The 16,240-nt window shown below is 73.9% G+C and carries 12 protein-coding genes; 8 read left to right on the plus strand and 4 right to left on the minus strand.

The features are described from left to right. The first annotated feature begins 109 nt into the window (after window positions 1–109). The 7 genes from IE330_RS16080 to IE330_RS16110 all read left to right on the plus strand — a co-directional run bounded on the left by IE330_RS16080 (window position 110) and on the right by IE330_RS16110 (window position 7,608). Entirely contained in the window at window positions 110–802 is a 693-nt protein-coding gene (locus tag IE330_RS16080) for a tryptophan 2,3-dioxygenase family protein (RefSeq protein ID WP_190136698.1), read from the plus strand. Continuing rightward, window positions 799–1,905, plus strand: a complete 1,107-nt coding sequence (locus tag IE330_RS16085; protein WP_229925683.1) for an alpha/beta hydrolase — start codon at window positions 799–801, stop codon at window positions 1,903–1,905. The genes IE330_RS16080 and IE330_RS16085 overlap by 4 nt, the downstream gene beginning before the upstream one ends. Next, window positions 1,902–3,026 (plus strand): hypothetical protein, encoded by a 1,125-nt coding sequence (locus IE330_RS16090; protein ID WP_190136699.1) that lies wholly within the window; start codon window positions 1,902–1,904, stop codon window positions 3,024–3,026. The genes IE330_RS16085 and IE330_RS16090 overlap by 4 nt, the downstream gene beginning before the upstream one ends. 23 nt (window positions 3,027–3,049) lie before the next feature. Then, complete coding sequence (locus tag IE330_RS16095; protein WP_190136700.1) at window positions 3,050–4,621, plus strand: amino acid adenylation domain-containing protein; 1,572 nt, start codon at window positions 3,050–3,052, stop codon at window positions 4,619–4,621. Window positions 4,622–4,764: 143 nt separating this feature from the next. Next, window positions 4,765–4,983: an MbtH family protein gene (locus IE330_RS16100; protein WP_190136701.1), complete on the plus strand. Its 219-nt coding sequence runs from the start codon at window positions 4,765–4,767 to the stop codon at window positions 4,981–4,983. 40 nt (window positions 4,984–5,023) lie between these two features. Then, window positions 5,024–5,956, plus strand: coding sequence for an ATP-binding cassette domain-containing protein (locus IE330_RS16105; protein ID WP_190136702.1), 933 nt, complete (start codon window positions 5,024–5,026; stop codon window positions 5,954–5,956). A gap of 629 nt (window positions 5,957–6,585) precedes the next feature. Beyond that, window positions 6,586–7,608, plus strand: coding sequence for an ArsR/SmtB family transcription factor (locus IE330_RS16110; RefSeq protein WP_190136703.1), 1,023 nt, complete (start codon window positions 6,586–6,588; stop codon window positions 7,606–7,608). Between the two features lie 75 nt (window positions 7,609–7,683). Here the strand turns inward: IE330_RS16110 and IE330_RS16115 are convergent, their stop codons facing one another. The 4 genes from IE330_RS16115 to IE330_RS16130 form a co-directional block, all read right to left on the minus strand. Continuing rightward, window positions 7,684–10,236: an FtsX-like permease family protein gene (locus IE330_RS16115; protein WP_190136704.1), complete on the minus strand. Its 2,553-nt coding sequence runs from the start codon at window positions 10,234–10,236 to the stop codon at window positions 7,684–7,686. Beyond that, the gene (locus IE330_RS16120; protein ID WP_190136705.1) at window positions 10,233–11,105 is read right to left on the minus strand and encodes an ABC transporter ATP-binding protein; all 873 of its coding nucleotides are present in this window, start codon (window positions 11,103–11,105) and stop codon (window positions 10,233–10,235) included. Before IE330_RS16120 ends, IE330_RS16115 begins: the two co-directional genes overlap by 4 nt. Before the next feature lie 57 nt (window positions 11,106–11,162). Next, window positions 11,163–11,678 (minus strand): flavin reductase family protein, encoded by a 516-nt coding sequence (locus tag IE330_RS16125; protein WP_190136706.1) that lies wholly within the window; start codon window positions 11,676–11,678, stop codon window positions 11,163–11,165. A 164-nt stretch (window positions 11,679–11,842) separates the two neighbouring features. Further along, on the minus strand, window positions 11,843–13,393 hold the full coding sequence (locus IE330_RS16130) for a tryptophan halogenase family protein (RefSeq protein ID WP_190136707.1): 1,551 nt from the start codon (window positions 13,391–13,393) through the stop codon (window positions 11,843–11,845). A 499-nt stretch (window positions 13,394–13,892) separates the two neighbouring features. Between IE330_RS16130 and IE330_RS16135 the strand changes: the two genes are divergently transcribed. Continuing rightward, window positions 13,893–16,205: an MMPL family transporter gene (locus IE330_RS16135; RefSeq protein WP_229925685.1), complete on the plus strand. Its 2,313-nt coding sequence runs from the start codon at window positions 13,893–13,895 to the stop codon at window positions 16,203–16,205. Window positions 16,206–16,240 lie beyond the last annotated feature (35 nt).

The following is a 16,240-nucleotide window of genomic DNA, read 5'->3' on the forward strand; positions in this document are numbered from 1 at the left end:
TAAGTGTGCGCTTGATGACGATGCCGGCGGCGTTCGCCCTGGTTAGCCTCGTGACGAAGCCATCCGTACGCGCAGACCCTCACCGCGTCTGCGGGGAAAGGGGTCCGTTGTGAACGGCCAAGCCGTCGCTCCCTCCTATGGGCAGATACTGCAACTCGACGATCTCCTCGGCAGCGCGCGTGTGCACGACGAGGACGTGGACAGCGTGCTGTTCCTGGCCACGCACCAGTCGTGCGAGATCTTCTTCGCCGTCATGCTGCGCCACCTGGAAGCCGTGCGCACGGCGCTGGACGCGGACGACGGCCCGCTGGCGGAGCGCCGCATAGCGCCCCTGCCCCGCATCGTGGCCACGCTGACCGGCCAGTTCGACGGGCTCGCGACGCTCACCCCGGCGGCGTTCGACGCCATCCGCACGGAGCTGGGCTCGGCGAGCGGGTTCCAGTCCGCGCAGTTCCGCGAGGTCGAGTACCTCTGCGGTCTGCGGGACGCCCGCTTCGTGAACACGGGCGGGTTCACCGAGCTGGACCGCGCACGGCTGCGCGCCCGCCTGGAGGAGCGGTCCGTGGAGGAGGCGTACCGCGACTTCGCCGAGCGCTGCCCGGACCCGGTCGCCGTCGAGCGGGTGCGCGGCGCGCTGATCGACTTCGACGAGGCCCTCGCGGTCTGGCGCGCGCGGCACGCCGTGCTCGCCGAGCGGTTCCTCGGCGGGGCCACGGGCACGGCGGGCTCGGACGGCGCGTCGTACCTGTGGCTCGCGGCCCGGCGCCGGGTCTTCCCGACCGCCTGGGCGGCGTCGTCGTGAGCGGGGAGGCGGGGGGTGAGCCGGGGCTCGACCCGCAGGCGGGGCGCAGCGGTCTGGGGCTCGACCCGCAGGCGGGCCGCGAGTTGCGGCTCGGCCCCGAGGCGCGGCGTGAGCCCGACCGGGAGTACTCACCGAGCTCCCTCGTGGACGACCTCCCCGTCTTCCTCGACCGGTACGCCGCCGACAGCCTCCGGGCCCGCGCCACCCTGACCGTCCACCAGGACCTGCGCTGCGGCCCGCTGCCGGAGCAGCGGTTCGACTACTTCCCCGCGCCCGGCGAGGGCGCGCCCCTGTTCGTCTTCGTGCACGGGGGCTACTGGCAGGAGCTGAGCAAGGCTGAAGCCGCGTTCGCCGCGCGGGACTTCGTCGCCGCGGGCATCTCCTTCGCGGCGCTCGGGTACGGCCTCGCACCGGCGTACGGCATGCGGCAGCTCACCGCCGCCGCCGTCGACTCCCTGCACTGGATCTGCGCGCACCGCGCGTCGCTGCCGGGCGCACCGTCCGCCGTGCACCTCGGCGGCCACTCCGCCGGGGCGCACCTGGTGGCGTCCGCGCTCCTCGACGCCGAGGCGCGGCGCCGGGCGGGCACGCACCCGGCCGGGACGATCGCCTCGGCCACGCTGCTCAGCGGGGTCTACGACCTGGAACTCCTCCGGCACACCTACGTCAACGACGCCCTGGGCATGGACACCGCGGAGGCACGGGAGTGCAGCCCGCTGCGGAGGCTCCCTGAGGCGGGGCCGACCGCGGCGGGCGCCGTGCCGCCGCAGGGCGCGCTGCCGCAGGGCGCGCCGCCGTCCCGAGGCACCGCGCTGCCGCCGCTCCTCGTCGCGCGGGGTGAGCGGGAGACCACCGCGTTCGACCGCCAGCAGGTCGCGTTCGTGCGGCGGGCCCGGGCCGCGGGCGCGGCGGTCACGGACCTGGTCGTGGCGGACCGGCACCACTTCGACCTGCCGCTCGACCTGGCCCGGCCGGGGACGGTGCTCGGCGCGGAGGTGCTGCGGGTGATCCGTTCGACCGGACCCGTAGGGGTCGACTCCGGGTCGGGTGGGGGAGATGCCGGATCCGGCGCCCCCCTCGCGGACGGCACGCTGGTGTCATGAAGCCACTGACTTCCCTCGGCGCCCGCACCTCCGCCACCTCGGCGTCCCTGCTGCGGCTGTTCGTGCTGTCGGGGATTCTCACCGTCCTGCTCACCCGGGCGTTCCTGGCCCTCGCCGGGTATCCCAAGCTCGGCAGCAAGGACCCGGACGCGACCGTCCACATCTCGCACATGCTGTGGGGCGGCCTGCTGATGACGGTGAGCCAGGTCGCCCTGCTCGGGCTGACCGGGCGGCGGGCGCGGATCGGGGCGAGCGCCGTGGGAGGCGTCGGCTTCGGCCTGTTCATCGACCAGGTCGGCAAACAGGTCTCGAACGAGGGCTATCTGTACGCACCGGCGGCCGGCCTGATCTACCTGAGCTTCGCCGTGCTCGTCGCCATCGCCTGGCGCGCCGACGACGGCACCCGGCCCCCGGAGGGCCCTGGTGCGGCGACCGCCAGGACCGCCCAGGCCGCCGAGCTGGTCCTGCACGGCGTCGGCGACGGCCTGACCACCGAGGAGCGGGCCCGCGCACAGCGACTCCTGCGCGGTGCGACGAGCGACACCGACCGCGCCCTGCTGCGGGCGCTCGACACCCTGCCCGCGCGCGAGCCCCGGCCCAGCGCCTGGCGCACCGCCCGGGACGCGGCGGCCCGCCTCTTCGCCGGGGCGGCGGGGCGCGCGGGCGTCGTCAGGGCCGCCGTGGTCCTCGCCCTGGTGATGGGCTTCCTGCGCCTCGGGCGCCTGGCCGCCAGCGGCCTCGACGGCCCCGCCGCCGAGCGCGAGTGGAACGCCCTGGTGGCGGCCCTGGCCTGCGCAACCGTGACCTGGGGCCTGTACGTGTACGGCGCGCGCACCCTGCGCCGCGACCGGGCCGCGGCCTTCCGCGCCCTGCGCGCGGGCATCCTCATCGACCTGCTGCCGGGCCAGGTGCTGAACTTCACCATCCACCAGTTCTCCGCGGTCCAGGACCTGGTGGTCGACGTGCTCCTGCTCGGCGTCGTCACGGCGGAGCTCCAGCGGATATCCGGCCGGCCGGCGCCCGGGGCCGCAATACCCGCGGCGGTGCCGGCCGCGCCCCCGCCCCCCTTGAAGCTGACCAGCACGTTGCGCGGTGACGCCGGAGACGTCCCGGCCCGATGACAGGAGTGACGATGGTTTCGTCCGTGGCACACCCCAGTTCGCTGTCCGGCGCGGTGCGCCACGTCGCGGCCCACTCGGTGGTCGCGCTGGTGCGTGAGCACGCGATGCGGCGGCCGGACGCCGTGGCCGTGCAGTCCGGCACCACCCTCCTGACCTACCGCCGGCTCTGGCACGACGCCCTGCTGGTGGCCGCGGCCCTGGAGGACGCCGGGGTCGGGCCCGGTGACCGCGTGGCGCTCTGGGCCGACCGGACCCCGGGCGCGATCGGCGGAGCCCTCGGCGTCATGGCCCTCGGCGCCGCCTACGTCCCGATCGACCCCGCGCACCCCGGCGAGCGCACCACCGCGGTCCTCGCGGGCGCCGCCCCCGCCGCCCTCGTCCACGACGGTGCCGCCGGCACCGGCCTGCTGCCCGCGGTGGACGTCCCCGCCCTGGACGTCCGGGAGCTGACCCAGGGCGCACCGGACCCCGGCGCGCCCGGAGCGGCGGCGCCCCCGCAGCGAGCACTGCCGGGGCCGGAGGACATCGCGTACGTCGTCTTCACCTCCGGGTCCACCGGGACGCCCAAGGGCGTCATGGTCCCGCACGGCTCCCTGGCCAACTACGTCTCCTGGTGCGGCGACCTGGTCGGCGGCGCGGGCATCGGCAGCCCCCTCTTCGCCAGCCTCGGCTTCGACCTGGCGATGACCTCCCTGTGGGTGCCGCTCGCCCAGGGCAACCGCGTGGTCACCGTGTCCGGCCTGCACGACCAGGCCACGCTCTTCGGCGCCCGCGACGACCGGTACACCTTCGTCAAACTCACCCCGTCGCACGCCCGGTTCTTCGACGTCCTCGCCGACCCGCCCCGGTACGACGGGGCGACCCGGCTGCTGATGTTCGGCGGCGAAGGGCTCGACCCGGCGCTCGTCACCTCGCTCGCCCCCCGCCTCGACGGCGTACGCCTGGTGAACCACTACGGCCCGACCGAGACGACCATCGGCTGCTGCGCCTACGCCTTCGACGCCACCCGCGTGCCCACGACGCCGACCGTGCCCATCGGCAGCCCCGCGTGGAACACCCGCGCCTACGTGGTCGACGAGGAGCTGCGGCCCGTGGCCCCCGGACAGCCCGGCGAACTCGTGGTCGCGGGCCGCGCGGTCGCCGCCGGCTATGTGGGGGACCGCTCCGGCGGCGGCAAGTTCCTCGACGAGCGCGACCTGGGCGGCGCCCCCGGCCGGGCCTACCGCACCGGCGACATGGTCGAACTGCTCCCCGAGGGCGCGCTGCTCTACCTGGGCCGCCGCGACGACCAGCTCAAGGTCAACGGCCACCGCGTCGAGCTGGGCGAGCTGCGGCACCACGTGCTCGCCGTGCCCGGCGTCGCCGACGCGGCCTTCGACATCGTCCGCGGCCCGGTCGACACCCTGGAACTGCTCCTGCGCACCACCGGACCCGCCCCGGCCGACGAGGAGTTCCCCGAAGTGGTCCGCAAGTCCCTCGCCGCGGCCCTGCCCTCGGCGCTGGTCCCGGAGTCCATACGCGTCGTGCCGCGGTTCGTGTTCAACGCCAACGGCAAGTGCGACGTGGCCGCCACGCGACGCCAGCTCGACGGCTGAGCCCGCCCCGGCGCCACCCCGCGGGCGGTCCGGGTCAGCCGGGTCAGCGACAAGTCAGCACCCTGTCAGCGCCGCGCCGCGACCATGACGGTGCGGGTCGACGCAGACCCGATCCCCTGACGACCGGATACGGAGTGTGCGACGTGTCGAACCCCTTTGAGGACCCGGACGGATCGTTCCTCGTGCTGGTGAACGACGAGGGCCAGCACTCCCTGTGGCCCGCGTTCGCCGAGCGCCCCGAGGGCTGGACGGTGGCCCTCACCGAGAGCCCGCGCGACGAGGCCCTCGCCTACGTCGAGGCGCACTGGACGGACATGCGCCCGCGCAGCCTGCGCGCGGCCACGGACCCCGCCGCGGCCTGACGGACCGCGCTTCACCGGGACTTGAGGAGCAGTCGTGGGCATGGCGATTCAGGCGGAGGGTCTGCGCAAGCGCTACGAGCGGACCGAAGCGCTCGGCGGCGTCGACCTCGCGGTACCCGAGGGCACGGTCCTCGGGCTGCTCGGGCCGAACGGAGCGGGCAAGACGACGACCGTGCGCATGCTGGCGACGCTGCTCGCACCGGACGGCGGGCGCGCCGAGGTGGCCGGCTTCGACGTGGTGCGTCAGCCGCGCGAGGTGCGCCGGCGCATCGGCCTCGCCGGCCAGTACGCCGCCGTCGACGAGCACCTCACCGGCCGGGAGAACCTGACCCTGATCGGCACGCTGCTGCACCTCGGCAGGCGGGCGGCGCGGACCCGGGCGGACGAGCTGCTGCACCGGTTCGACCTCACGCGCGCCGCCGACCGGCCGGCGCGGACGTACTCGGGCGGCATGCGGCGACGGCTCGACCTGGCCGCGTGCCTGGTCGCGACGCCGTCCGTGCTGTTCCTCGACGAGCCGACGACCGGCCTCGACCCGGTGAGCCGCATGGCACTGTGGACCGTGGTGCGCGAGCTGGTGGCCGACGGCGTCACCGTGCTGCTCACGACGCAGTACCTGGAGGAGGCCGACTTCCTCGCCGACCGCGTCACGGTCATCGACACCGGCCGGGTCATCGCGGACGGCACCCCGGACGAGCTGAAGCGCAAGGTCGGCGAGGAGCGCCTGGAGATATCCGTGGCACGCCCCGAGGGCGTGGCCGCGGCGGTCACCGCGCTGCGCTCCGTCTCGGCCGACGAGCCGTCCGTGGACCGCGACGGCGGTCTGATCTCCATCCCGCTCAGCGACGGCATGGGCGGCCTGGCGAGCGCGGCGCTCGCCCTGCGGCACGAGGGCGTCGAGGTGGCCGACTTCGCCCTGCGCAGGCCGACGCTGGACGACGTCTTCGTGACCCTCACCGGCACATCCGCGTGACCCCGCCCCGGCCCGTTCCCCACGACCACCACCACCGGACGGCCAACCGCCCCGAGACGTTCGCCGCCCACCGGGTGGGCGGCAGTCTCCGGGCGGACGGCAGCCTCCGGGTGGGCGGCAGTCTCCGGGCGGGCGGCAGCCGCCAGGCGGGTGGCATCCGCCGGGCGGACGGCAGCCACCAGGCGGACGGCCACCCCCGGCCGGTCGGCGTCCGACGGTCGGTCGGCGTCCGACGGTCGGTCGGCGTCCGACGGGCGGGCGTCGGCCACCGGGTGGTCAGCCGCTACTGGGCGGCCAGCCGCCACCGGGTGGGTGACGGCCCCGGGACGATCGACGGCAACGGGGCAGGTGACGGCAACGGGGCAGGTGACGGCCACCGGGCGATCGGCCGCCGCCGGGCGGGCGACGCGCACACGGCGGGTGACCGCCACGGGACGGGCGACCGCCACGGGACGGGTGACCGTCACCGGACGGGCGAGCGCCGCCGGGCTCGGCCGGGACGCTGAGGTCTTCGCCTCGCTTCTCTCTTCGCTTTCCTTCTTCTCTCTTCTTCTCTGTTCTTCTCTTTTCTCTTTTCGTGCGGGACCACGGGGCATCGGGGCTGCGCGGACGCCACAGGGGGCATCGTCATGCAACGGATCCACTTCACCGCCGCGGACTTCGCACGGACCCGGCTCAAGACCACCGCGGGCCCGCTCGCCGAGACGGCCTTCGCCCACGGGCTGCTCGGCCGGGGCATCGGGGCGCCGTTCGGGCGCTGGCGCGGCCAGGTGAGCAAGCGGCTCGCCCGGCGCCCGGAGCTGCTCGCGGGGGCCGGTGAGCTGCCGGACCTGGACACGTTACTGCGCGGCATCGAACGGTCCGACCTGGCTCTCGGCGGCGACCTCCTGGACGCCGGGGCCCCGGCGTCGCAGCCGCCGGCGGCGACCGGGGACCTGTCCACGCTGTGGAAGGCCCTCGTGGCGCCCTACTGGGAGCGGATCGTCACCTACCTGGAGGCCGAGTGCGAGGCACGCGGCCGGGTCGTCATGGCGGGCGGCGTCGAGCTGCTCCTCGCCACGCTGCACTCGAAGATGACGTGGAAGGCACCGGTCCTGGAGATCCACGACGGGCCCGACGAGGACATCCACCTCAACGGCCGCGGCCTGGTGCTCACCCCCTCCCTCTTCCTCAACCACCGCGCCGGCCGGGTCACCCGGCGCCTCGCCGAGGACGGCCCCGTCGTCCTCGCCTTCGCCACGCCCCCGGACGTGCACCAGGCGGCGGCCCTGTGGGGCGAGCCGGAGGCCGAGCAGAGCGCGGAGAGCGCGCAGTCCCTCGGCGCCCTGGTCGGGCAGACCCGCGCCGCCGCCCTGCACGTGCTGCGGGCCAGTTGCACGACCAGCCAGCTCGCGGACCGGCTCGGCATCTCCGCGGCCGGGGCCAGCCAGCACACGGCGGTGCTCCGCCAGACCGGCCTCATCACCACCCGCCGCATCCGCAACACCGTCCTGCACACCCTCACCCCGCTCGGCGTCGCCCTCCTCAAGGGCATGACCGGGCACCCCGCGCCCGCGCCCGTGCCCGCGCAGCGCGCCGGGCACCGCCGGTCCCAGCCCACGCGCCGCCTGCGCGTCCTGGACGGCATACCCGCCCAGCCCGTCGCCTCGTAGCACCCGCCCCGCGCACCGCGCACGGTGAGGGCCCCGGCACGCACCGCGTGCCGGGGCCCTCACCGTCGCCGGGCCCTACTCCCGGACGCCCACCGCCTCGACCGGGCGGTTCCGCAGCACGGTCACGGCGGAGACCAGCGTCGTGGCGAGGGTGAGGGCGAAGGCCGCGCCGACCACCGTGACGAAGATCCACGGGGAGCCCTCGGGGGTCGCCGTGCCGAGGACGCTCATGCTCAGCGGCACCAGCGTCAGGGCCGCGACCAGGGAGCCGAGGACGATGCCCGCCACGGACACCAGGGCCGCCTCCATCGCCATCATCTGCATCACCTGGCGGCGGGTCGCGCCGATGAGGCGCTGCAGCATGAACTCGCGGCGGCGCTCGGTGGTGGCGAGGGCCTGCGTGTTCACCAGGGCGATGATCGCGTAGCCGACGACGACACCGAGGACCAGGTACGCCATCCACGCCTGGGTGTCGTCCTGTTCGGCCTGGGCGGCGGCGAGGGTGTCCCGGCTGGTCACCCGCAGGCCCGGCTGCCGCTCGGACAGGCCGGTGAGCGTGGCCGCCAACCGCGCGCGGTCCGTGCCCGGTTCGGCCGTCACCATGATGCTCGGGACCAGGCCCGAGTCGGTGTGCCGGGCGAGCAGCGCGGCGGGCAGCAGCGCGGTCTCGTAGCCCCGCTCGCCCTTGACGGTGGCGACCAGCTCCAGGCTGACCCGGCTGCCGTCGCCGAGCCGCATCGGGACCTTGTCGCCTATCTTGTGGCCGTCGGTGTAGCGGGTGGGCAGCGCGACCGTCTCGCCGCGCAGCGCGTCGAGGCTGCCCTGGGTGGCGCGGAACGCCGTGGTCCGGCCGATGCCCTCGGGGGTGACGCCGGCGAGCGCCATCTCGGGCGGGTCGGCGGCGCCCTCGCCGCCGTCGGCACCCGGGTCCATGCCCCCGGCGGGCTCCACGTACCCCCTGCTGGAGACCTGCGCGGAGGCGGCGGCGACGCCCGGCTGCTTCTTGACCGTGTCCACCATGTCCAGCGGCAGGCCGCCCGCGTCGGAGGTGACGGCCAGGTCCGCGCGCAGGCTGTCGTCGAACGCCCGCTCCGCGCCCCGGGAGTTGGTGGTCTGCATGTAGATCAGGGCGATGGCGAGGCCCGTGGCCAGCATGACGGGCATGACCGCGCCCGCGAACCGGGCCGTGCGGGCCTTCGCGTTGAGCGTCGCGAGACGTCCCGCGAGCCCGGAGAGCGCGCCCATCGGCCGGGACAGGCCCGCCGTGATGCCGCGTGCCAGGACCGGCCCGAGCAGGCCGAAGCCGGCCGTCCACACCATCGCCGCGGGGGTCGCCGCCCCGGCCGCCTTCGGGCCGTCCATGCCGGCCGTGACCACCGCGAGCGCGGTGCCGCCGCCCAGGCACACCAGCGCGAGCACCAGCCGCGGCCAACTGAACCAGCGCCGCTCGACGGCCGCCTCGGCCAGCGCCTCCGTGGGGCGGGTGCGCGCCGGGCCGCGGGCCGCGATGAACGCCGCGCCCACCGCGGTGACGAGGGCGGTGGCCGCGCCCGCGACGAGCGGCAGGCTGCCGGCGTGGAACTCCATGGTGTCCGGTACGACGCCGGCGGAGGCGAAGCCGTCGAGCAGCCAGCGGCCGAACAGCGGCCCGCAGGCGCACGCCAGGGCGGTAGCGAGGAGGGTCAGCAGCACCGTCTCGCCGAGGATGAGGCGGCGCAACTGGCCGGGCGTGGTGCCGATGGCGCGCAGCAGCGCCATCTCGCGCTGCCGCTGCTGGATGGCGAGGCCCAGCGTGCTGGCCACCACGAAGACGGTCACCATGGCGGCGAGGCCGCCGAACGCCGCGGCGAGCGAGACCAGGTCGTCGCCGCCGGAGACGATCTCCGGGTCCTCGGCGCGGCCGCGCTCGGCACCGGTCAGGACCGTGACGGACGGGGTGTCGACGGCCTTCTCGACGGCCGCGGCGACCTGTCCGGGGTCGGTGCCGGGCCGCGGGAACACGCCGATCACGTCCGCCTTGCCGGGCCGCCCGGTGAGCTCGGCCGCCTCGGTGTCGGTGAGGAACACGCTGCCGGAGGCGCCGTCGGCGGACGCGAGGCCCGTCACGCGGAACTCCTGCGTACCGCCGCGGACCAGGAGCCGGGTGCGGTCGCCGGGGGCGAGGCCGGCCCGGCGGGCGAGCCGCTCGTCCAGGACGAGCTGGCCGGGCCCGGCGGGCGCGGCCCCCTTGGTGATCTCGTACGGGGTGAGTGCGGCGGACGACCAGCCGTGCCCGGTGACCCGCGCCCCGGCCCGCTTGCCGCCGTCGGTGGCGAGCGCGGCCGGGAAGGACACGTCGGTCACCGTGGCGCGCACGCCGGGCAGGGACTTCAGGCGGGTGGCCAACGCGGCGTCGAGCGGGACCCGTTCGACGAACGGCTCCTCGCTCTGCGTGCCCAGGTAGCGCTGGTCGGCGCTGACCACGATCGGCACGGCGGCCAGCCGCTGCGGCTGCGCCTCGCTCTTCAGGGCGCTCTGCAGCAGCCCGCCGCAGCCGACCACGATCGCCGCGCCGAAGAACAGCGCGACGAAGGAGGCGAGGAACCCCGCCTTGTGATGGCGCAGCGTGCGCAGCGCGATCCGGATCATCGCAGCCCCTCCCAGGCGAGGGTGCCGGCGGGGGAGGCTGTCGTGGCGGGCGACTCGCGCCGGGCGGTCCCGGGGGAGGGCGCCCCGCCGGAGGCCGCCGGGGCGGAGCCCTCGGCACCCCACGCCCCGAGGTGCGTCATGCGCTCGGCGACCTGGTCGGGCGTGGGGGCTTCCAGGGAGCTGACGAGCCGGCCGTCGGCGAGGAACAGGACGCGGTCGGCGTGGGCGGCGGCCACGGGGTCGTGCGTGACCATGACGATGGTCTGCCCCGCCCACTGCACGGCTTCGCGCAGCAGGGTGAGCACCTCGCGGGCGGTGTGCGTGTCCAGGGCGCCGGTGGGCTCGTCGCCGAAGAGGACGGCGGGCCGGGTGATCAGCGCCCGGGCGATGGCCACGCGCTGCTGCTGGCCGCCGGAGAGCTCGCCCGGCCTGCGGTGCTGCTTGCCGCCGAGCCCCACCCGCCGCAGGACCTCCTCCACGGTGTCCTTGGCGGGCTTCTTGCCCGCGAGCCGCAGCGGCAGCGTGACGTTGTCGAGCACGCTGAGCGCGGGCAGCAGGTTGAAGGCCTGGAAGACGAAGCCGATGCGCTCGCGGCGCAGCTTGGTCAGCGCGCGTTCCTTGAGGGTGGACAGCTCCACGCCGTCGAGCCGGACGGAGCCGGAGGTGGGCCGGTCGAGCCCGGCGGCGCAGTGCAGGAAGGTGCTCTTGCCCGAGCCGGAGGGGCCCATCACCGCGGTGAAGGTGCCCCGTTCCAGGCCGATGCTCACGCCGTCGAGTGCGGTCACCTGGTTCTTCGACCCGCCGTAGACCTTGCGCACGGCGTCGAGTCGTACGACGTGCCGGTTGTCGGGGCTTGTGGTCCCGCTCATGGGTTGCGTCCTTCGTAGGGAGGGGCCCGGTGGCCGGGCGGCGAGGTGCTGTCGGCCTCAGGTCCTGGACCAGGAGCGGAACTGCCTGAGGCCGTACAGCAGCGGTTCCTGTCGGTGGCGTTGGGTGATCCGGCGGGTCTCGCCGAAGACGGTGACGTGGTCGCCCATGCGCTGGGTCAGGACCACGCCGCAGTCGGCGACGGTGTGCGCGTCCCGGATCAGATGGGGGCCGGCGCTCTCGGGCGCCCGCTCCCAGGGGGTCTGGAGGAAGCGGTCGGGGTCGCCGGAGGCGAACAGCTCGGCCACGTCCTGGGCGCCCTCGTGCAGCAGGTTCACCGCGAAGGCGCCGGAGTCGAGGACGGCGTCGAGGGTGGGGCTCGTGGCCCGCAGGCACACGAGGAGGGTCGGCGGGTCGATGGAGACGCTGCACACGGCGGAGCAGGTCATGCCGCGCGGCTGCCCGTCGGCGTCCACGGCGGTGACCACGCAGACGCCGGTCGGGAACCGGCTCATCATGGCCCGGAACCCGTCGGGCGTGGCGTGGTCGGCCACCTGTGTGGCGGGGTCGCTCATGGGAGGAGGCCTTCCTGGCTGAAAGGGGCGTACCTGACTGGGCGGGGAGCGGGCGGCACCCGGCCGCCGGGGGAGCGCGGCCCGGCACCGGCCGGGGGGCGCCCGCGGGACCGCCCCCCGGGCGGGGGCGGCCCGGCGCGGGCGGCGCGGGGGCGGGGCGGCCCCTAGCCGAGCTGGGAGAAGTAGTCGTACGCCTTGGGCAGCACGGATGTCAGGTGCTTGGTCTTCTCGCGGATGGCCTCGAACTCCCGCTGGGCGGCGCTCGGTTCGGACAGCAGGACCGCGGGGGACGGCTTGAGGGGGATGCCTCCCATGCCGAGCATGACGCACATGTACGAGTAGGGCGGCAGGCCGTGGTAGTAGGGGAAGACCGTCTCGCTGTCCGGGAGCTGCACCTTCCACTTCTCGATGCGCTCGGCCAGGGAGTCGGGGATGGTGCGGGTCTTGGCGTCGCGCCAGTACTGCGTGTCGTTGCGCTTGGCGGCGACGTAGTGCAGGACGAGGAACTCGCGGACGCCGTCCATGACGTGGGCGACCGCGTCGTTGTACAGCTTGGTCCGGGTGGGGTGCCAGTCCTCGTCGGGGAAGTTCTTGGCGAGCTGCTCGATCGCGTGGTGGATGAAGAAGATGCCGGTGGACTCCAGCGGCTCGACGAACCCGCTGGACAGGCCGATGGCGACGCAGTTCTTCACCCAGGAGTTCTCGCTGCGGCCGATGCGCATCTTGATGTGGTTGGCGGGCACGTCCGCGGCGGCGGGGCCGACGAACTCGCGCAGCGTGCGCTCGGCGTCCTCGGGGGAGAGGTAGTCCTTGGCGTACACATAGCCCGTGCCGACGCGGCCGAGGAGCGGGATCGTCCAGATCCAGCCGGCGTCCTGCGCGGTGGCCGTGGTGCACGGCCGGATGCCGCGCTTCTCCATGTCCATCGGCACCTGCAGGGCGACGGCGCTGTCGTTGGGCAGCGTGTCCTGGTACGAGATGAAGGGGGTCTCCAGGGCCTGGTTGAGCAGCAGGCCGCGGAAGCCGGTGCAGTCGATGTACAGATCGCCGGTGATGTCGCCGTGGTCGGCGGTGGTGACGCCGGAGATCCAGCCGCGCTCGTCCAGGTTCACCTGGCGCACGTCGTCGACGATGTGCTTGACGCCGCGCTCCACGGAGTACTTCGTCAGGTACTTGGCGAGGAGGGCGGCCTCGAACTGGTACGCGTACGGGAACTGGGTCTTGCCCTGGTGCTCGGACATCGTCAGGCCGTGCATCTCGTCGGCGCCCTCGTCGAAGGGCTGGTCGATGAGGGTGCCGTCCTGGTGGCGGGGGCTGAGGCCGGCGTCGATGACCGAGGTCATCACGAAGCAGTCCTTGTCGAACCGGTCGGTCGGGCCCTGGTGCAGCCACCAGTCCGTCAGCGGCAGGCCGTTGACCGACCGCATCTGCTCGAAGGGGTGGTAGAAGTAGTGGCCCTTCTCCCGCCAGTTCTCGAAGCGGACGGCGAGCTTGTACGTGGCGTTGCACGCCGGCATCCAGTCCTTCTCCTTGAGTCCGAGGAACTCGAAGAAGTGGCGGATATCGCTGAAGGTCGCCTCTCCCACGCCGACCGCGCCGACGTTTCCTGATTCAACGAGCGTTATGTCTATTCGGTCGCCGAACGCGGCCTTGAAGTACGAGGCCGTCATCCATCCTGCGGTACCGCCGCCAACAATCACAACTCGGTTGAGCATGGTGGGACTCTCCCGTCGGGTGGCTTCACGATGGAAAAGAGCCTAGGAGCCCGCCCGGCGTGGAAACAGGTCCTTAAGCATCGGCCGAAACTTGCAGGTCAGCGGGGGTATGGGGGGGCGGATCACGGGAATTCGGCGGCCTGTCCCGGCGCCTTCGGGCGCTGCCTGTCAGCGACCTGTCAGAGCAATGCCGACATCCTAGTGTCGGGCCGCTGTGTGCCGAGAGCGCGCCGGTTCCATTCCGGCGTGCCGACGGACGTTTTCGGCCTGCCACAACTGCACAGGGAGCGGCCCGCCGAGGCCTTTCCGCAACGGGTCCCCTAAGGGAAAACCCTGATATGGGGGCGGTGCGGAAGCGTTGCGGAGGGGCGGATTCAGCCATAGCCGGAGGCGCTGTTGACGCCTCTTCCGGGCACCTGTAATCCTCGACTTACACCTGAAGGATCTGGCTGACGGTTGTCGTGCCGACGGTCATCGTGAGCGTGAGGAGCTGGCCCCCGTGAAGAAGCAGCCAACCGTCCTGAGGGCGGCGCACTGGAGCGCGTTACACCCCGGCCGGGCGATCGCGGGATGGTTCGCGTTCGTCGCCCTGTGCCTGGCCGTCGGCCTCGCCCTCGGCAACCAGCGGGCGGGCGACGACGACTTCCAGGTCGGCGAGTCCGGCCGCGCCGCTGCCCTCGCCATCGAGGCGAAGGTGCAGGACCGCCCGGCCGAGCACGTGATGATCCACACCGAGTCCGGCCCCCTGGACCGCGCGGCCGCCGACGCCGCCGCGCGGGACGTCACCGCCCGCATGGAGAAGCTGCCCGAGGTCACCGGCGTCGCCGAGCCGGTCCTCTCCGACGACGGCCGGATGCTCCGCGTCGAGGTGTCCATGAAGGGCACCAAACGCGAGGCCAAGGACTACGTGGAGCCGCTCCTGGAGCAGACCGCCGAGGTCCAGGAGGCCCACCCCGGCCTGGTCGTCGAGCAGAACGGCGACGCGTCCGTCACGTACGGCCTGGAGAAGCAGCGCGGCAAGGACCTCACCAAGTCCGAGCTCATCACCTTCCCGGTGACCCTGGTGACCCTGCTCGTCGTCTTCGGCTCCCTGGTGATGATCAGCGTGCCGCTGCTGCTCGCGGTCACGTCCATCCTGGGCGCCGTGGGCCTGTCGATGGTCGTCTCGCACGTCGTGCCCGACTCGGGCCTCGGGATGAACATGATCCTGCTCATCGGCATGGCCGTCGGCGTCGACTACACGCTCTTCTACCTCAAGCGCGAACGCGAGGAACGGGAGCTCGCGGGCGGCCGCCTGTCACCGGAGGCCCTGGTGGGGATCGCCGCGGCCACCTCGGGACGCGCGGTCGTCGTCTCCGCGCTCGCCGTCATCGTCTCCACCGCCACCCTCTTCCTCGCCGACGACGTCATCTTCTCCACGCTGGCCACCGGCACCATCATCGTGGTGTTCGTCGCCATGATCAGCTCCGTCACGGTGCTGCCCGCGCTGCTCGTCACCATCGGCCGGCGCATGGACCGCAAGGCGCGGCGCGCCACGGAGCGCGGCAGGAAGCTCAGGCGCCGCACGCCGGAGAGGAACGGCCGCGTCTGGGCCGCCCTGCTCAAGCCCGCCCAGCGGCGCCCCGTGGCCACGCTGATCCTGTCGGTCCTGGTGATGCTCGGCCTCGCCGCCCCCGCCCTCGGCATGGACCTGCGCGTGCTGAACAAGGACACCCACTCCCGCCAGATCCCCGAGATGCGCGCCTACGACCGCCTCAACGACGCCTTCCCCCACCTGCGGGCCGAGCACTGGGTCGTCGTACGCGCCGACGCCGGACAGGAGCGGCAGGTCGCGGCGGCGCTCGACGCGCTCACCGACAAGGCGGGGCGCGACCCGGCCTTCGCCAGGACGCCGCGGGAGCTGCGCACCTCCGCGGACGGCCGGACCAGCCTGCTCACCCTGCGCGTGCCGTACAAGCTCAGCTCCCCCCAGGCCAAGGCCTCCCTGGACCACCTGCGCGACGACTACCTGCCCGCCACGCTCGGCCGGGTCGAGGGCGCCGAGTACGGCGTCGACGGGCCCATCGCGGTGGACCGCGACTACCTGGACAACCAGAACGAGAAGCTGCCGCTGATCCTCGGGGTCCTGCTCCTGGTGACGTTCGTGATGACCGTCCTGGTCTTCGGGTCCGTGGTGCTCGGCCTGCTCGGCGTGCTGCTCAACCTGCTCTCCGTGGCCGCCGCCTTCGGTGTCCTCGTCGTCTTCTTCCAGTGGGGCCTCGCCTCCACGCTCTTCGGCTTCGAGCACGGCGCCACCAGCGAGATCGGCTCCCGCGTCCCGCTGTTCCTGTTCGTGATCCTCTTCGGCCTGTCGATGGACTACCAGGTCTTCGTCGTCAGCCGCATCCGGGAGGCCGCGCTCACCGGTATGCCCACGCGCGAGGCCGTGATGGACGGGCTCGCCAAGTCCGCGAAGGTCGTCACCAGCGCGGCCGTCGTCATGGTGACGGTGTTCTCCACCTTCGTCTTCCTGCACCTCGCGGAGATGAAGCAGATCGGCTTCAGCCTCGCCGTGGCCGTCCTGCTCGACGCGTTCGTCATCCGCATCCTCATCCTGCCCTCCGCCATGGTCCTGCTGGGCAAGGCCAGTTGGTGGCCGTCCACGAAGCTGCGCCGGGCGACGGCCGCGACCGGCACCACGGCGGCCACCGCAGCCACGGCGGCCACGGCGGCCACCGCGGCCACCGACCCCGTGGAGGACACCGCGCCCGCCGACGCCCCCCATCCCGCCGACCACCCGCAGACCCCCGCCGCCACGGCCCGCACGCGGTAGCCGCGGCCGCCCCGAGCGCGGGCGCCGGACCGGAC

This window comes from Streptomyces longispororuber, from assembly GCF_014656095.1.
Taxonomy (GTDB): Bacteria; Actinomycetota; Actinomycetes; order Streptomycetales; family Streptomycetaceae; genus Streptomyces; species Streptomyces longispororuber.

Excerpts from the sequence above, each read along its gene's own strand:
- IE330_RS16090 (WP_190136699.1), top strand. The coding sequence starts at position 1,902 with ATGAAGCCACTGACTTCCCTCGGCGCCCGCACCTCCGCCACCTCGGCG.
- IE330_RS16105 (WP_190136702.1), top strand. The coding sequence starts at position 5,024 with ATGGCGATTCAGGCGGAGGGTCTGCGCAAGCGCTACGAGCGGACCGAA.
- IE330_RS16110 (WP_190136703.1), top strand. The coding sequence starts at position 6,586 with ATGCAACGGATCCACTTCACCGCCGCGGACTTCGCACGGACCCGGCTC.
- IE330_RS16115 (WP_190136704.1), bottom strand. The coding sequence starts at position 10,236 with ATGATCCGGATCGCGCTGCGCACGCTGCGCCATCACAAGGCGGGGTTC.
- IE330_RS16120 (WP_190136705.1), bottom strand. The coding sequence starts at position 11,105 with ATGAGCGGGACCACAAGCCCCGACAACCGGCACGTCGTACGACTCGAC.
- IE330_RS16125 (WP_190136706.1), bottom strand. The coding sequence starts at position 11,678 with ATGAGCGACCCCGCCACACAGGTGGCCGACCACGCCACGCCCGACGGG.
- IE330_RS16130 (WP_190136707.1), bottom strand. The coding sequence starts at position 13,393 with ATGCTCAACCGAGTTGTGATTGTTGGCGGCGGTACCGCAGGATGGATG.